The 13895-nt window shown below is 66.6% G+C and carries 15 protein-coding genes; 13 read left to right on the forward strand and 2 right to left on the reverse strand.

The window, feature by feature from the left end; all coding sequences use genetic code 11:
• Window positions 1-9 precede the first annotated feature (9 nt).
• The 4 genes from ACODTB_RS03610 (at window position 10) to ACODTB_RS03625 (ending at window position 3606) form a co-directional block, all read left to right on the forward strand.
• Window positions 10-1413 carry an acyclic terpene utilization AtuA family protein gene (locus ACODTB_RS03610; RefSeq protein WP_291117948.1) on the forward strand — a complete coding sequence of 468 codons (1404 nt, stop codon included), beginning with the start codon at window positions 10-12 and terminating at the stop codon, window positions 1411-1413.
• Window positions 1410-1784 carry an AtuA-related protein gene (locus ACODTB_RS03615; RefSeq protein ID WP_291117945.1) on the forward strand — a complete coding sequence of 125 codons (375 nt, stop codon included), beginning with the start codon at window positions 1410-1412 and terminating at the stop codon, window positions 1782-1784. Before ACODTB_RS03610 ends, ACODTB_RS03615 begins: the two co-directional genes overlap by 4 nt.
• The gene (locus ACODTB_RS03620) at window positions 1781-2572 is read left to right on the forward strand and encodes a crotonase/enoyl-CoA hydratase family protein (RefSeq protein ID WP_291117942.1); all 792 of its coding nucleotides are present in this window, start codon (window positions 1781-1783) and stop codon (window positions 2570-2572) included. Before ACODTB_RS03615 ends, ACODTB_RS03620 begins: the two co-directional genes overlap by 4 nt.
• 71 nt (window positions 2573-2643) lie before the next feature.
• The gene (locus tag ACODTB_RS03625; protein ID WP_291117939.1) at window positions 2644-3606 is read left to right on the forward strand and encodes an alpha/beta hydrolase fold domain-containing protein; all 963 of its coding nucleotides are present in this window, start codon (window positions 2644-2646) and stop codon (window positions 3604-3606) included.
• A 4-nt stretch (window positions 3607-3610) separates the two neighbouring features.
• Here ACODTB_RS03625 and ACODTB_RS03630 read toward each other — a convergent pair whose 3' ends face one another.
• Entirely contained in the window at window positions 3611-4120 is a 510-nt protein-coding gene (locus ACODTB_RS03630) for a pyridoxamine 5'-phosphate oxidase family protein (RefSeq protein ID WP_291117936.1), read from the reverse strand.
• Between the two features lie 133 nt (window positions 4121-4253).
• Between ACODTB_RS03630 and ACODTB_RS03635 the strand changes: the two genes are divergently transcribed.
• Window positions 4254-4994 carry a type 1 glutamine amidotransferase gene (locus ACODTB_RS03635; RefSeq protein ID WP_291117933.1) on the forward strand — a complete coding sequence of 247 codons (741 nt, stop codon included), beginning with the start codon at window positions 4254-4256 and terminating at the stop codon, window positions 4992-4994.
• A 7-nt stretch (window positions 4995-5001) separates the two neighbouring features.
• Here the strand turns inward: ACODTB_RS03635 and ACODTB_RS03640 are convergent, their stop codons facing one another.
• Complete coding sequence (locus tag ACODTB_RS03640) at window positions 5002-5442, reverse strand: acyl-CoA thioesterase (protein ID WP_291117930.1); 441 nt, start codon at window positions 5440-5442, stop codon at window positions 5002-5004.
• A gap of 37 nt (window positions 5443-5479) precedes the next feature.
• On the opposite strand from ACODTB_RS03640, the gene ACODTB_RS03645 reads away from it, so the two are divergent.
• The 8 genes from ACODTB_RS03645 to pyrC all read left to right on the forward strand — a co-directional run bounded on the left by ACODTB_RS03645 (window position 5480) and on the right by pyrC (window position 13891).
• Window positions 5480-7327 (forward strand): ABCB family ABC transporter ATP-binding protein/permease, encoded by a 1848-nt coding sequence (locus tag ACODTB_RS03645; RefSeq protein ID WP_291117927.1) that lies wholly within the window; start codon window positions 5480-5482, stop codon window positions 7325-7327.
• A 68-nt stretch (window positions 7328-7395) separates the two neighbouring features.
• Window positions 7396-8313, forward strand: coding sequence for a LysR substrate-binding domain-containing protein (locus tag ACODTB_RS03650; RefSeq protein WP_291117924.1), 918 nt, complete (start codon window positions 7396-7398; stop codon window positions 8311-8313).
• A 280-nt stretch (window positions 8314-8593) separates the two neighbouring features.
• On the forward strand, window positions 8594-9493 hold the full coding sequence (locus ACODTB_RS03655; RefSeq protein ID WP_291117921.1) for a transporter substrate-binding domain-containing protein: 900 nt from the start codon (window positions 8594-8596) through the stop codon (window positions 9491-9493).
• Window positions 9494-9607: 114 nt separating this feature from the next.
• The gene (locus ACODTB_RS03660; RefSeq protein ID WP_291117918.1) at window positions 9608-10363 is read left to right on the forward strand and encodes an amino acid ABC transporter permease; all 756 of its coding nucleotides are present in this window, start codon (window positions 9608-9610) and stop codon (window positions 10361-10363) included.
• A gap of 1 nt (window position 10364) precedes the next feature.
• Window positions 10365-11036 carry an amino acid ABC transporter permease gene (locus tag ACODTB_RS03665; protein ID WP_291117916.1) on the forward strand — a complete coding sequence of 224 codons (672 nt, stop codon included), beginning with the start codon at window positions 10365-10367 and terminating at the stop codon, window positions 11034-11036.
• Between the two features lie 24 nt (window positions 11037-11060).
• On the forward strand, window positions 11061-11798 hold the full coding sequence (locus ACODTB_RS03670; RefSeq protein ID WP_291117914.1) for an amino acid ABC transporter ATP-binding protein: 738 nt from the start codon (window positions 11061-11063) through the stop codon (window positions 11796-11798).
• Window positions 11799-11971: 173 nt separating this feature from the next.
• Complete coding sequence (locus ACODTB_RS03675; RefSeq protein ID WP_291117912.1) at window positions 11972-12811, forward strand: amino acid ABC transporter substrate-binding protein; 840 nt, start codon at window positions 11972-11974, stop codon at window positions 12809-12811.
• Window positions 12812-12841: 30 nt separating this feature from the next.
• On the forward strand, window positions 12842-13891 hold the full coding sequence (gene pyrC / locus ACODTB_RS03680; protein ID WP_291117909.1) for a dihydroorotase: 1050 nt from the start codon (window positions 12842-12844) through the stop codon (window positions 13889-13891).
• The last annotated feature ends 4 nt before the right edge of the window (window positions 13892-13895 follow it).

Raw genomic sequence — 13895 nt, forward strand, 5'->3', positions numbered from 1 at the left:
AAAACCATCATGAAGTCCATACGAATCGGCGCCGGTCTCGGGTTCTACGGCGACAACTGGGAGCCCGTGGCCGCAAGCATCGAACGCGGCGGGGTGCAATTCGTCGCCAGCGACCACCTGGCCGAACTCACGCTGGCGATCCTGCAGAAAGACCGCCAGCGCGATCCCTCGCTGGGCTATGCGCGCGACGTGGTGCCCCTGCTGATGAAGCTCTGGCCGCTGATGCAAGAGCGAGGCGTGCGCTTCGTGTGCAACGCGGGCGGCCTGAACCCGCGGGGCGCCGCTCAGGCGGTGCTGGCGGCCTTCAAGACGCGCGGCTGGCAGGCACGCGTGGCCGTGGTGAGCGGCGACGACGTGCTGCCCCGCCTGCTCGACGGTGCCACGCCCGCCAGCGCGTTCGCCCACCTCTTCACCGGCGCGCCGCTGGCCGAGGTGCGCGAGCGCCTGGTGTTCGGCAACGCCTACCTGGGGGCGCAACCCATCGTGGCAGCGCTGGACGCGGGCGCCGACATCGTGATCACCGGGCGCGTGGCCGATGCTGCGCTGTTCCTTGGGCCGCTGGTGCATGGCCTGGGCTGGACACTTGGCGGTGCCAACCAGGCCCGCGACCTCGACCGCCTCGCGCAAGGCCTCACCGTGGGCCACCTGCTCGAGTGTTCAGGGCAGGGCAGCGGCGGCAACTTCGGCAGCCAGGGCGCGTGGCAGGCCATCCCCGATCTGGCGCACATCGGCTACCCGATCGCCGAGGTGTGGGAGGACGGCAGCGCGCTCATCACCAAGGCGCCCGGCACCGGCGGGCGGGTCAACTTCGACACCGTGCGCCAGCAGCTGCTGTACGAGGTGCACAACCCCCACGCCTATGTCTCGCCCGATGTGGTGCTCGACATGGGCGGCATCCGGCTCCAGGACGAGGGCGGGGACTGCGTGCGGCTGACCGGGGCGCGCGGCACCGCGCCCACCGACACGCTCAAGGTGGTGGCGGGTTTCCGCGATGGTTACAAGGCCGAGGTCACCTGGGGGTTCTCCTGGCCGGACGCCTGGGACAAGGCGCAGGCCGCGCAGGCCACCATCCGCACACTGCTCAAGGACAAGCGCATCCCGCACGACGAGCTGTATGTGGAGTACCCCGGCCTGAACTCGGCGCACGGCGCGCTCGCGCCTTGCCCCAAGCCCGACGCGCTCAACCAGGCCAACGAGATCTGGACGCGCCTGGTGCTGCGCACACCCGACAAGGCCGCGGCCGACTGCTTCGGGCGCCTGTTCCCGTGGATGGGACTGAGCGGCCCGGCCTACACCTGCGGCTTCACCGGCCTGCACAACACCAGCGAGTTGCTCGGCATCTGGCCCACGCTGATCCCCCGCGCCGAGGTGGAGGCGGGCGTGCAAACGCAAATGCTGGGGGCGGGCGCATGAACACGATCCGGATTCCGCTGGTGCGCATTGCCCACGCGCGCAGCGGCGACAAGGCCGACTGGGTGGACTTTGGCCTGTTCGCCTGGAACGAAGCCGGGTTCCGGCTGCTGGCGCGCGAGGTGACGGCCGAGCGGGTACAGGCCCATTTCGCGCCCTGGCTGCCAGGGGAGGTGGACGCCTGGCCGCTGCCGAACATCCTGGCGCTCAAGTTTGTGCTGCGCGGTGCGCTGCAGGGCGGCGGTGCGCGCAACCTGCGCCTGGACAACCTGGGCAAGGCCATGGCCGGTGCGTTGCTGCGGATGGAGATCGACGTGATGCAAGAGGAACTGGAAGCGGCCTTGAATGCGCCGCGCGTGGGGGTGTGGCCATGAGCGCGGTGGTGACGGAGAAACTGGGCGAGGTTTGGGTGGTCACGCTGGCCCGGCCCGAGGTGCGCAACGCGGTGGACAGCCCCACCGCGCAAGCGCTGCACGCGGCCTTTCTCGCGTTCGAGGACGACGCGCAGGCCCGCGTGGCGGTGTTCCACGGCGCGCACGGCCACTTCTGCGCTGGCTGGGACTTGCAGTACGGTGCCCGCCTGGCCGCCTCGGGCGAGACCGGCGGCCTGGACCTGGACTTCGCCGCCGACGATGCGCGCGCGCTCGGCCCCATGGGCCCGTCGCGGCTGCAGCTCTCCAAACCGGTGATCGCCGCCGTGAGCGGCGCGGCCGTGGCCGGCGGCATGGAGCTCGCGCTCTGGTGCGACCTGCGCGTGATGGAAGACGATGCCTACTTCGGCGTCTACTGCCGGCGCTTTGGCGTGCCGTTGATCGATGGCGGCACGGTGCGCCTGCCGCGCCTGATCGGCATGGGCCATGCGATGGACCTGATCCTCACCGGTCGCAAGGTGGAGGCCACCGAGGCGTTGCGCATGGGCCTGGCCAACCGCGTGGTGCCACCCGGGCAGGCGCGCGAGGCCGCCCTGGAACTGGCGCGGCAGCTCGCGGCGTTCCCGCAGGCCACGATGCGCGCCGACCGCGAGAGCGCCCAGCGCCAGTGGGATCTGCCCCTGGGCGAGGCGCTGCTGCAGGAATGGCAACGCGGGCGCGAGCGCATTCCCGATGCGCTGGCCGGTGCGCAGCGTTTCGCGGCCGGGCAGGGACGGCACGGCAAGTTCTAGCGCCCACCCTTGCCGGAAGCGGCCCGGCCGACTACGCTTGGCCGACCTTCCGCTCTCCTCGAAAAACCGACATGCTGCGCCGTCTGTTGCTCCAGTCCCCCGTGTTGTGCATGGCGCCGGCCATCGTGCGCGCCCAGTCGCCCCGCGACGAGTTCGATCTGGGGCCCAGCGGCGCGATGTCGATCCAGGAACTGGAGCGGGAGCCAGTGCACGTGACACTGGACCAGCCCTATGCCCTGACCACCAACCCGCGCCAGCGGCTGGACCTTTACCTGCCCCGAGAGCGGCACCGGGGCCCGCTGCCCGTCATCGTCTATGTGCATGGTGGCGGCTGGATGCATGGCGACAAGGCCGACGGCGCGGCGCGCCTCATGGATTTCGTGCGCGGCGGTTATTACGCCGGGGTGTCCGTGGGCTACCGCCTCAGTGGCGAAGCGCCGTGGCCCGCCCCCCTGCACGACGTGAAGGCTGCCGTGCGCTGGGTGCGCGGCAACGCCGATCGCCTGGGGCTGGACCCGGCGCGCATCGGCGTCTGGGGCCGGGGCGCCGGCGCGCACCTGGCGCTGATGCTCGGCACGACCGCCAACGTGTCGCGCCTGGAAGGCACGCTGGGTGAACACCGCCAGCACAGCAGCCAGGTCAGGGCCGTGGCCAACTTCTTCGGGCCAACCGACCTGTCCGTGCTGGAGCGCGGCGCGGACACGCCCGAAGGCCGCCTGCTCGGGGGCGCGGTCCGCGACAGGCTGGCGCTGGCGCGCGAAGCCTCACCCGTGGCGCACGCCAGCACCGCCACGCCGCCCGTGCTCACCGTGCACGGCACGCTGGACCGCACCGTACCCTTCAGCCAGGCTGCGCGCCTGGACGACGCCCTGCACAAGGCGGGCACCAAAAGCTACCTGGTCACCATCGATGGTGGTGCGCATGGTGACTTCGGCAGCTCGGCCGACGACCGGCTGGGCTCGCTGTTCGACCGCGAGTTGCTCGGCATGGACCGCGAGGTGTCGGTGGCGCCCGTGATCTGGGCGCAACGCTAGGCGCTCAACGCACCTGCACTTCGACGGACTCGCCCAGCTTGGGCACGCTGCCCGTGATCACGGCCTTGGTCATGGCCAGCGGCTGCACCAGCTTGTTTTCCTTGATGTCCCAATAGTGGGCATGCGTCACGTTGACCGCCACCAGCGCCAGATCGGGGTCGTCCGGACCAACGGGAAACCAGGCCTCGGCCGCCTTGTTCCACAGTTCGCGGGTCTTGTCGGGGTCGTTGACCACGCGCGCCGTGCCGGACACCGAAACGTAGACATCCTTGTCGGCATCGGCATAACTCAGGTTGACCGTGGGCTCCGCCGCCACGTCGGCCACAGGCCCGCTGCGGCGCGACATGAAGAACCAGAGGTTGCCACCCTCCAGCCGCTTGTTCTGCGTGGTCATGGGGCGGGCATGCAGGTGGCCCGCATGGGCCGCCTGATGGCTGCGCGTGGTGAACATCGCAAAACGGATGTCCTTGATCATGTCCCACAGCTTTTCGAGGGAAGTGTCCTGGTCGTTCATTTTTGTCCTTTTTTCAGGGTTGGGAGAGCCTCTCCGGCGGCAAACGGCGTGCCCACTTTCGTGTATGCACGGCAGTGCCGACATGGACGTCCCGTGGTACGGTTTGCGGCAAGACTTGCTTCAGGATGGTTCGATGCCCGCCACCACCGCTTCCACCGCCGACGTTCTGGTCCTGCAACACGTGCTGGAGGACGGCCCCGGGTTTCTGGGTGAATGGCTCGACGCCCAAGGCATTCCCTGGCATCTGCGCTGCGCCGAGGCGGGCGACCTGTATCCCACGACGGTGCGCGGCTACCGGGGTCTGGCCTTGCTCGGCGGCGCGTGGAGCGCGAACGACGAGCGCCCGACCTTGCGCCAGGCGGAGAACCTGATCCGCGAGGCCGATGCCCTGGGCATTCCCGTGATCGGTCATTGCCTGGGGGGGCAACTGATGGCGCGGGCCTTCGGTGGGCAGGTGGAGCGATTGCGCCAGCCCGAGATCGGGTGGTGGCCGGTCTCGCACAACGGCAGCGCTGCGGCGCGCGAATGGTTGGGCGACGAGCTCACGCCCACCGTGTACCAGTGGCATCAGGACGGCTTTGTGGTGCTGCCGCCGGGTGCGCAGCCGTTGGCCTCTTCAGTGGCCTGCGCGCACCAGGCCTTTGCGCTGGGGCCGCACCTGGCCATGCAGTTCCACATCGAGATCACGCCGGACAAGATCGACGACTGGCTCGAAAGCCCGGGCGAAGCCTACGCGGTGAATGTGCTGCTGCACCGCGACAGCGTGCAGGACCCGGCGGGCATGCACGCCGCCACGAAACGGCACCTGGCGGGCAGCCAGGCGCTGGCCGCGCGCATCTACCGCACCTGGCGGTCGCGCTGGCCTTCGCCTTGACACGGCCTCAGGCCAGGTGCTCGGGCAGCACCAGGCCGTCGCGCGGGATGGGGCGGGGCCGGCCTTCCAGGTCGATCGCCACGTAGGTCAGGCTGGCCTCGGTCACCTTCACGTACTGGCCCTGGGCCGAGAAACGTTCGGCGAACACCTCCACCTGCACCGTGACCGAGGTGCGGCCCAGGCGCGTGATGTGCGCGAAAAAGCTCAGGATGTCGCCCACGCGCACCGGTTGCTTGAAGATGAACTGGTTCACCGCCACTGTGGCCATGCGGCCGCGCACGCAGCGCGCGGGCAGCACGGCACCGGCCAGGTCGACCTGCGCCATGACCCAGCCGCCGAAGATGTCGCCGTTGGCGTTGCAGTCCGCGGGCATGGGAATGACCTTGAGCACCAGTTCCCGGTCGGTGGGCAGGGCGGTTTCGGATGGCGGGCTTGAATGGCTGGACATGGGCACAATCTCTGGACAACGGCCCCCATTCTCCCGCATGCGCCCCGACAACCCCGCCCGACCTTCCATCGCCCTGCCTGCCAGTCCTGGCGCCGCTGGCCACCCACCTGCCCAACGCTCCGACTGGGGCACGCTCAAGCGCCTGCTGCCCTACTTGTGGCAGTACAAGGTGCGTGTGGTGCTGGCGCTGGCTTTCATGGTGGCGGCCAAGACGGCCAACGTGGGCGTGCCGCTGCTGCTCAAGGAACTGGTCGATGCCATGACCATCCGGCCCGGCAGCGTCGAATCGATGCTGGTGGTGCCGTTGGGCTTGTTGCTCGCCTATGGCCTGTTGCGCCTGTCCACCAGCGTGTTCACCGAGCTTCGCGAGCTGGTGTTCGCCAAGGCCACCGAGGGCGCCACGCGCAGCATCGCGCTGCAGGTGTTCGGCCACCTGCACGCCCTGAGCCTGCGCTTCCACCTGGAACGCCAGACCGGGGGCATGACGCGCGACATCGAACGCGGCACGCGCGGCGTGCAGTCGCTCATCTCCTACTCGCTCTATAGCATCTTCCCTACGCTGATCGAGGTGATCATGGTGCTGGCGCTGCTGGGCACCAAGTTCGACATGGGCTACGTGTGGATCACCTTGGTGGCGCTGGTGCTGTACGTGACCTTCACCGTGCTCGTGACCGAGTGGCGCACCCAGTTCCGGCGCAAGATGAACGAGCTCGAGTCCACCAGCCAGAGCCGAGCCATCGACTCGCTGCTGAACTACGAGACCGTCAAGTACTTCAACAATGAAAGCTTCGAAGGCCGGCGCTACGACGAGGCGCTGGAGAAGCTGCGGCGCGCGCGCATCAAGAGCCAGACCACGCTGTCCATGCTCAATGCGGGACAGCAACTGGTGATCGCCGTGGCGCTGGTGCTCATGCTCTGGCGCGCCACGCAGGGGGTGGTCAGCGGCGAGCTCACGCTGGGCGATCTGGTCATGGTCAACGCCTTCATGATCCAGCTCTACATTCCGCTGGGTTTCCTAGGCGTGCTCTACCGCGAGATCAAGCAGAGTCTGACCGATCTGGAAAAGATGTTCGCGCTGCTGGAAAAAGAGCGTGAGATCGCGGATCTGCAAGGTGCACAGCCGCTTCAGCTGGACGGTCCCCCGGCGGTGAAATTCGAGAATGTGCGCTTTTCCTACGAGCCGGCGCGCGAAATCCTGCATGGCATCAGCTTCGAGATTCCACCGGGCAAGACGGTGGCCGTGGTCGGGCCCTCGGGTTCGGGCAAGAGCACGCTGGCGCGCCTGCTCTACCGCTTCTACGACGTGAGCAATGCCGATGAAGGCGGGCGAATCACCATCGACGGGCAAGACATCAAGGCCGTCACCCAGGCCAGCGTGCGCCAGGCCATCGGCATCGTGCCGCAGGACACGGTGCTGTTCAACGACACCATCGAATACAACATTCTTTATGGCCGCCCCGATGCGGGGCACGAGGCCGCGGTGCGGGCGGCCCAGGCGGCGCACATCCACGCCTTCATCCAGCACCTGCCGCTGGGCTATGCCACCATGGTGGGCGAGCGCGGTCTCAAGCTCTCGGGGGGCGAGAAGCAGCGCGTGGCGATCGCGCGCACGCTGTTGAAGAACCCGCCCATCGTGATCTTCGACGAAGCCACCTCGGCCCTGGATTCCGCCAACGAACGCGCGATCCAGGCCGAGCTCAAGAGCGCGGCGCGCAACAAGACCACGCTGGTGATCGCGCACCGCCTCTCCACCGTGGTGGACGCGCACGAAATCCTGGTGCTGGTCAACGGCGAGATCGTGGAGCGGGGCACCCACGCCGAACTGGTCGCCCGGACCGGCGTCTACGCGGGCATGTGGGCGCTGCAGCAAAGCGGCAGCGACTGATGCCGATTTCCCTTCGGGTCGTACCTTTCCGAGGAGCCTTCTGTCCGGCCGTTCCATAATCGCCGTCCATGGAAACCAAATGGCTCGAGGATTTCGTCAGCCTCGCCGAAACCCGCAGCTTCAGCCGTTCGGCGCAGCTGCGCCACGTCACCCAGCCCGCTTTTTCCCGGCGCATCCAGTCGCTGGAAGCCTGGGCGGGCACCGATCTGGTGGATCGCTCCTCGTATCCCACGCGCCTGACCCCCGCGGGCCAGACGCTGTACGACCAGGCGCTGGAGATGCTGCAGGCGCTGCAGAGCACGCGTGCCACGCTGCGCGCCCACACCGCCGCGGCGCAGGACGTGATCGAGTTCGCCGTGCCGCACACGTTGGCCTTCACCTTTTTCCCGTCCTGGCTATCGGGCTTGCGCGAAACCTGCGGCCCGATCAAGAGCCGGCTGATCGCCATGAATGTGCACGACGCGGTGCTGCGCCTGGTCGAGGGCAGCTGCGACCTGCTGATCGCCTACCAGCACGCGGCCCAGCCGATCCAGCTCGATGCGGGCCGCTATGAAATGCTGCACCTGGGCTCGGAGGTGCTTTCACCCTATGTGCGCCCGGACGCGCAGGGCCTGCCGCAGTACGCCCTGCCGGGGTCGCCCCAGCAGCCGCTGCCTTACCTGGCCTATGCGCCGGGTGCTTACCTCGGCAGGGCGGTGGACCAGATGCTCAAGCAGAGCAGCACACCGGTGCACCTGGACCGCATCTACGAAACCGACATGGCCGAAGGCCTGAAAGCCATGGCGCTGGAGGGCCATGGCATCGCCTTCCTGCCGGCCAGCGCGGTGCGCAAGGAGGTGCGGGCCCGCAAGCTCGTGTCCGCCGGCGGGTCGCTGGAGACCGCGCTGGACATCCGCATCTACCGCGAGCGGTCTTCCACGCGAAAGGCCAAGGGCCCGGTGGAGCAGTTCTGGAACGATCTGCGCAAGAAGCTCGGCAATCCCTGATTCACCCTGTCTCATAGGCGATACAGGCGATCCTTTGCCAAGGCCATAGGGGAAAATCCGTACATGAATGGTTTGCATAATGGCCGCTGCAATCAGCATTGGATGCGAAGGATGCCGCTGGCTACAGTCGCGGGTTCCGCCTTTGACAGGGTGGGAATTCCCGGGTGGAACGGAGCTTGCCTAGGGAGCATCATGCAGATGCCCTCCGCGCGACAACGGCGCTGAGCACCCGGTCTTGATCGCTGGTTCCATCATCTTTTCTACAAGCAAGGAGATCCCTATGAAGAAACACCTGCTCGCGCTGGCCGTGACCACACTGGCCGTCGGCAGCGCCTTTGCACAAGCTGGCGACACGCTGGCCAAGATCAAGGCGTCTGGCAGCGTGTCCCTGGGCGTGCGCGAGTCTTCCGGACTGGGCTACACACTGGGCAACGGCAAATACGTCGGCTTCCACACGGAAATGGGCGAAATCATTCTGGCCGACATCCAGAAGCAGCTCGGCCTGGCCAAGCTCAACGTCAACTACCAGCCCGTGACCTCGCAGAACCGCATCCCCCTGGTGCAGAACGGCACCGTGGACCTGGAGTGCGGCTCGACCACGAACAACGCCACGCGCCAGAAGGACGTGTCCTTCGCCGTGACCACCTACGTGGAAGAAGTGCGCATCGCCGTCAAGGCCAACTCCGGCATCACCGGCATCAAGGACCTCAACGGCAAGACCGTGGCCACCACCACCGGCACCACCTCGGTGCAGACCCTGCGCAAGAACGAGCGCGCCGGCGGCATCGACTTCAAGGAAGTCTATGGCAAGGACCATGCCGACAGCTTCCTCGCGCTGGAAAGCGGCCGTGCCGATGCCTTCGTGATGGATGGCTCCATCCTGGCGGCCAACATCTCCAAGTCCAAGAGCCCCGCCGACTACAAGATCGTGGGCGAAGTGCTGTCGGTCGAGCCGATCGCCTGCATGCTGCGCAAGGACGACCCGGCCTTCAAGAAGGCCGTGGACGACAGCATCAAGCGCCAGATTGCCGATGGTTCGCTGGCCAAGCTGTACGACAAGTGGTTCATGCAGCCGATCCCGCCTGCCAACGTGAAGATCGGCCTGCCCCTGTCCGACGCCACCAAGGCGGCCTGGGCCAGCCCGAACGACAAGCCGATGGAAGACTACGCCAAGAAGTAAGCCACGCACTTACCAGACGCCCCTTCAAGTGGACCCATTTGAAGGGGCGTTTTCGTGGCGACCGCGCAAAGCGCGGTGTGATCCGGACAAGCAACAGAGAGAAAAGGGGCTCCTATGAGCTGGGATTGGCAGGTGTTCTGCGAGGACACCATTGAGCGGCAGCCGGTGGAAAGCTGCTTTGGCAAGGGGGGAGACATTACCTATCTGGACTGGATGCTGTCAGCCTGGGGCTGGACGGTGTCTGTGTCGCTGCTGGCGCTGCTGCTGGCGCTGGTGCTGGGCATCCTGATCGGTACGCTGCGCACGCTGCCCGATCGACCCATGGTGGTGCGCCTGGGCAATGCCTGGGTGGAGTTGTTCCGCAACATCCCGCTGCTGGTGCAGATTTTTCTGTGGTACCACGTGGTGCCCACGATGTTTCCCGTCATGCGAGACGTCCCTGGCTTCGTGCTGGTGGTGTTTGCCCTGGGCTTCTTCACCTCGGCGCGCATCGCCGAGCAGGTGCGCTCGGGCATCCAGGCCCTGCCGCGCGGCCAGCGCTACGCCGGCATGGCCATGGGTTTCACCACCTTCCAGTACTACCGCTATGTGCTGCTGCCCATGGCGTTTCGCATCATCATCCCGCCGCTGACCAGCGAGACCATGAACATCTTCAAGAACTCCTCGGTGGCGTTCGCGGTGTCGGTCTCGGAGCTGACCATGTTCGCGATGCAGGCGCAGGAAGAGACCTCCCGCGGCGTGGAGGTGTACCTCGCCGTGACCGGCCTCTACATCATCTCGGCCTTTGCGATCAACCGCATCATGGCCTTCATCGAGAAACGCGTGCGCATACCGGGCTTTGTCGTGGCGGGCGGAGCGGGGGGCCACTGACATGAACCTCAACCTCGACTTCTCCTTCTACAACTGGGACCTCATCAGCAACTTCGTGCTGAAGGGCCTGTACTTCAGCGTGATGCTGACGGTCGTGGCCACGCTGGGCGGCATCTTCTTCGGCACCATCCTGGCGCTCATGCGGCTGTCGGGCAAGAAGTGGCTGGACACGCCAGCCACGATCTACGTCAACGGCATGCGCAGCATTCCGCTGGTGATGGTGATCCTGTGGTTCTTCCTGCTGGTGCCGCTGCTGATCGGTCGCCCGATCGGTGCCGAGGTGTCGGCGGTGGTCACCTTCATTGCCTTTGAAGCGGCCTATTTCAGCGAGATCATGCGCGCGGGCATCCAGTCGATTCCGCGTGGCCAGGTGTTCGCCGGCCAGGCGCTGGGCATGAGCTATGGGCAGAACATGAAACTGGTCGTGCTGCCCCAGGCCTTCCGCAACATGCTGCCGGTGCTGCTCACGCAAACCATCATCCTGTTCCAGGACACCTCGCTCGTCTACGCCATCGGCGCCTACGACATGCTCAAGGGCTTCGAGGTCGCGGGCAAGAACTTCGGCCGCCCGATCGAGGCCTACCTGGCCGCTGCCGTGGTCTATTTCGTCATGTGTTACGCGCTGTCGTGGCTCGTCAAGCGACTGCACAAGAAAATTGCCATCATCCGTTGATGCCATCGAAACCCAGGAATTGCAATGATTGAACTCAAGAACGTCTCCAAGTGGTATGGCAGCGTCCAGGTGCTGACCGATTGCTCCACCAATATCCAGAAAGGTGAGGTCGTCGTGGTGTGCGGCCCCTCGGGCTCGGGCAAGTCGACCCTCATCAAGACCATCAACGCGCTCGAGCCCTTCCAGAAAGGCGAGATCACGGTCGATGGCATCGCGGTGCACGACCCCAAGACCGATCTGCCCAAGCTGCGCAGCCGCGTCGGCATGGTGTTCCAGCACTTCGAGCTGTTCCCGCACCTGTCGGTGACGGAGAACCTCACGATCGCTCAGATCAAGGTGCTGGGGCGCAACCCCGACGAAGCCAAGAAGCGCGGCCTCAAGATGCTGGATCGTGTGGGCCTGTCGGCGCACAAGGACAAGTTCCCAGGCCAGCTCTCGGGGGGGCAGCAGCAGCGCGTGGCGATCGCGCGAGCCCTGTCGATGGACCCCATCGTGATGCTGTTCGACGAACCCACCTCGGCGCTCGACCCCGAGATGGTCGGCGAAGTGCTGGACGTGATGATCGGCCTGGCCCACGAAGGCATGACCATGATGTGCGTGACGCACGAAATGGGTTTCGCGCGCAAGGTCAGCAACCGCGTGATCTTCATGGACGTGGGCGGCAAGATCCTGGAGGACTGTTCCAAGGACGACTTCTTCGGCAAGCCGGAGGAGCGGCAGCCGCGCACCAAGGACTTCCTCAACAAGATCCTGGCGCACTGAGCCTTGCCGGCACGCCCGCATGTGCCCTTGACATGGGCAGATGCGGGATGGGCATTGGCTTCGCGGTGGGCCTTTTTCTATGCTTCCGGCACTCTTTTTTGGAGGGTGTCGTTGTGCTATCGGTCCTTGTAACCTGTCTGCGCAGGATCCTCATCGCGGCGTGTCTGGCCAGCATGGCCGCCGCCGCTCAGGCCGGCCCGGTGCTGGACCGCGTGGCAAGCGATGGCATGCTGGTGCTGGCCCACCGCGAATCCTCCGTGCCGTTCTCTTACCTGGATGGCACGGGCAAACCGGTGGGTTACGCCCTCGACATCTGCCATCGCCTGGCGCAGGCCGTGCAACGCAAGCTGGGCTTGGCCAAGCTCGATGTGCGTTACCTCGCTGTGACACCCTCCAACCGCCTGGACGCGGTGGAGCAGGGCCAGGCCCAGATGGAGTGCGGCTCCACCACCAACAACACCGCGCGCCGCCAGCGGGTGGCCTTCACGATTCCCCACTTCATCACCGGTGCACGCCTCATGGTGCGGCGCGACAGCGCGGTGGACCGGCTGGATCACCCTGATCTCAAGGTGGTGGTGTCCACCCGCAACACGACGCCCCTGGATGCACTGCGTCGCATGGTGCGGGAGCGCGGGCTCCCGCTGCGCGTCGTGGAGGCGGACGACCATGAGCAGGCCGTGGGCATGGTCGAGAAGCGCGACGCCGACGCCTTTGCCATGGACGACGTGCTGCTGTTCGGTCTGGCCGCGGCACGGCCGGACCCGACCTCCCTCAAGGTCGTGGGCCGGTTCTTCACCACCGAGCCGCTGGCGATCATGCTGCCGCGGAACGACGAGGCGTTCAAGAAGATCGTGGACGACGAGATGCGCCGGCTCATCTACAGCGGTGAGATCCAGGCGATCTACGCGACCTGGTTCACCCAGCCCATCCCGCCCAAGGGCGTGTCGCTGAACCTGCCCGTGAGCTACCTGCTGCGGGATTTCTGGAAATACCCGACCGACAAGGTGCCCTGACCGCACCCGCAGGTTTGCGACAATCGAGGCATGAACGCCTCGACCGCCCCACAGACCCTCACGCTCACCCGACCCGACGACTGGCACCTGCACGTGCGCGATGGCGAGGCCCTGCACACCGTGGTGCCGCACACCGCAGCGCAGTTCGGCCGGGCGATCATCATGCCCAACCTCAAGCCGCCGGTGACCACCGCGGCGCAGGCCATGGCCTATCGCGATCGCATCCGCGCCGCCGTGCCCACCGGAATGGCCTTCGAGCCGCTGATGACGCTCTACCTCACCGACAACCTGCCGCCCGAGGAAATCGCGCGCGCCAAGGACGCGGGCGTGGTCGCCTTGAAGCTCTACCCCGCGGGCGCCACCACCAACAGCGATGCCGGCGTGACCGACATCCGCAAGACCTACAAGACGCTGGAAGCCATGCAGCGCGCCGGCCTGCTGTTGCTGGTGCACGGCGAAGTGACCTCGCCCGACATCGACCTGTTCGACCGCGAGGCCGTTTTCATTGATGAGCAGCTGATTCCGCTGCGGCGCGACTTTCCCGAGCTCAAGATCGTGATGGAGCACATCACCACGAAGGAGGCCGTGCAGTACGTGGGCGAGGCCGGCGCGTTCACCGCCGCTACCCTCACGGCCCACCACCTGCTCTACAACCGCAATGCCATCTTCACCGGCGGCGTCCGCCCGCATTACTACTGCCTGCCGGTGCTCAAGCGCGAGACCCACCGCCAGGCCCTGGTGGCCGCCGCCACCAGCGGCAGCGACCGCTTCTTCCTCGGCACGGACAGCGCACCGCACCCGGCCCACCTGAAGGAGCACGCCACCGGCTGCGCCGGCTGCTACACAGCGCATGCCGCGATCGAGATGTACGCCGAGGCCTTCGACTCGGTGGGTGCGCTCGACAAGCTCGAGGCTTTCGCCAGCTTCCACGGCCCGGCCTTCTACGGGCTGCCGCGCAACAGCGGCACCGTTACCTTGAAGCGCGAGAGCTGGACCACGCCCGAGAGCTTTCGCTTTGGCGAGGCCGATCTCAAGCCGCTGCGTGGCGGCGAGGCCTTGCCCTGGCGCCTGCAAGCCTGAGTCC

Source organism: Hydrogenophaga sp. FG152, from assembly GCF_057809615.1.

Coding starts and splice junctions, on each gene's coding strand:
- ACODTB_RS03650 (WP_291117924.1), top strand. CDS start 7,396: ATGGAAACCAAATGGCTCGAGGATTTCGTCAGCCTCGCCGAAACCCGC.
- ACODTB_RS03635 (WP_291117933.1), top strand. CDS start 4,254: ATGCCCGCCACCACCGCTTCCACCGCCGACGTTCTGGTCCTGCAACAC.
- pyrC (WP_291117909.1), top strand. CDS start 12,842: ATGAACGCCTCGACCGCCCCACAGACCCTCACGCTCACCCGACCCGAC.
- ACODTB_RS03625 (WP_291117939.1), top strand. CDS start 2,644: ATGCTGCGCCGTCTGTTGCTCCAGTCCCCCGTGTTGTGCATGGCGCCG.
- ACODTB_RS03610 (WP_291117948.1), top strand. CDS start 10: ATGAAGTCCATACGAATCGGCGCCGGTCTCGGGTTCTACGGCGACAAC.
- ACODTB_RS03615 (WP_291117945.1), top strand. CDS start 1,410: ATGAACACGATCCGGATTCCGCTGGTGCGCATTGCCCACGCGCGCAGC.
- ACODTB_RS03660 (WP_291117918.1), top strand. CDS start 9,608: ATGAGCTGGGATTGGCAGGTGTTCTGCGAGGACACCATTGAGCGGCAG.
- ACODTB_RS03620 (WP_291117942.1), top strand. CDS start 1,781: ATGAGCGCGGTGGTGACGGAGAAACTGGGCGAGGTTTGGGTGGTCACG.
- ACODTB_RS03640 (WP_291117930.1), bottom strand. CDS start 5,442: ATGTCCAGCCATTCAAGCCCGCCATCCGAAACCGCCCTGCCCACCGAC.
- ACODTB_RS03630 (WP_291117936.1), bottom strand. CDS start 4,120: ATGAACGACCAGGACACTTCCCTCGAAAAGCTGTGGGACATGATCAAG.
- ACODTB_RS03670 (WP_291117914.1), top strand. CDS start 11,061: ATGATTGAACTCAAGAACGTCTCCAAGTGGTATGGCAGCGTCCAGGTG.
- ACODTB_RS03655 (WP_291117921.1), top strand. CDS start 8,594: ATGAAGAAACACCTGCTCGCGCTGGCCGTGACCACACTGGCCGTCGGC.
- ACODTB_RS03645 (WP_291117927.1), top strand. CDS start 5,480: ATGCGCCCCGACAACCCCGCCCGACCTTCCATCGCCCTGCCTGCCAGT.
- ACODTB_RS03665 (WP_291117916.1), top strand. CDS start 10,365: ATGAACCTCAACCTCGACTTCTCCTTCTACAACTGGGACCTCATCAGC.
- ACODTB_RS03675 (WP_291117912.1), top strand. CDS start 11,972: ATGGCCGCCGCCGCTCAGGCCGGCCCGGTGCTGGACCGCGTGGCAAGC.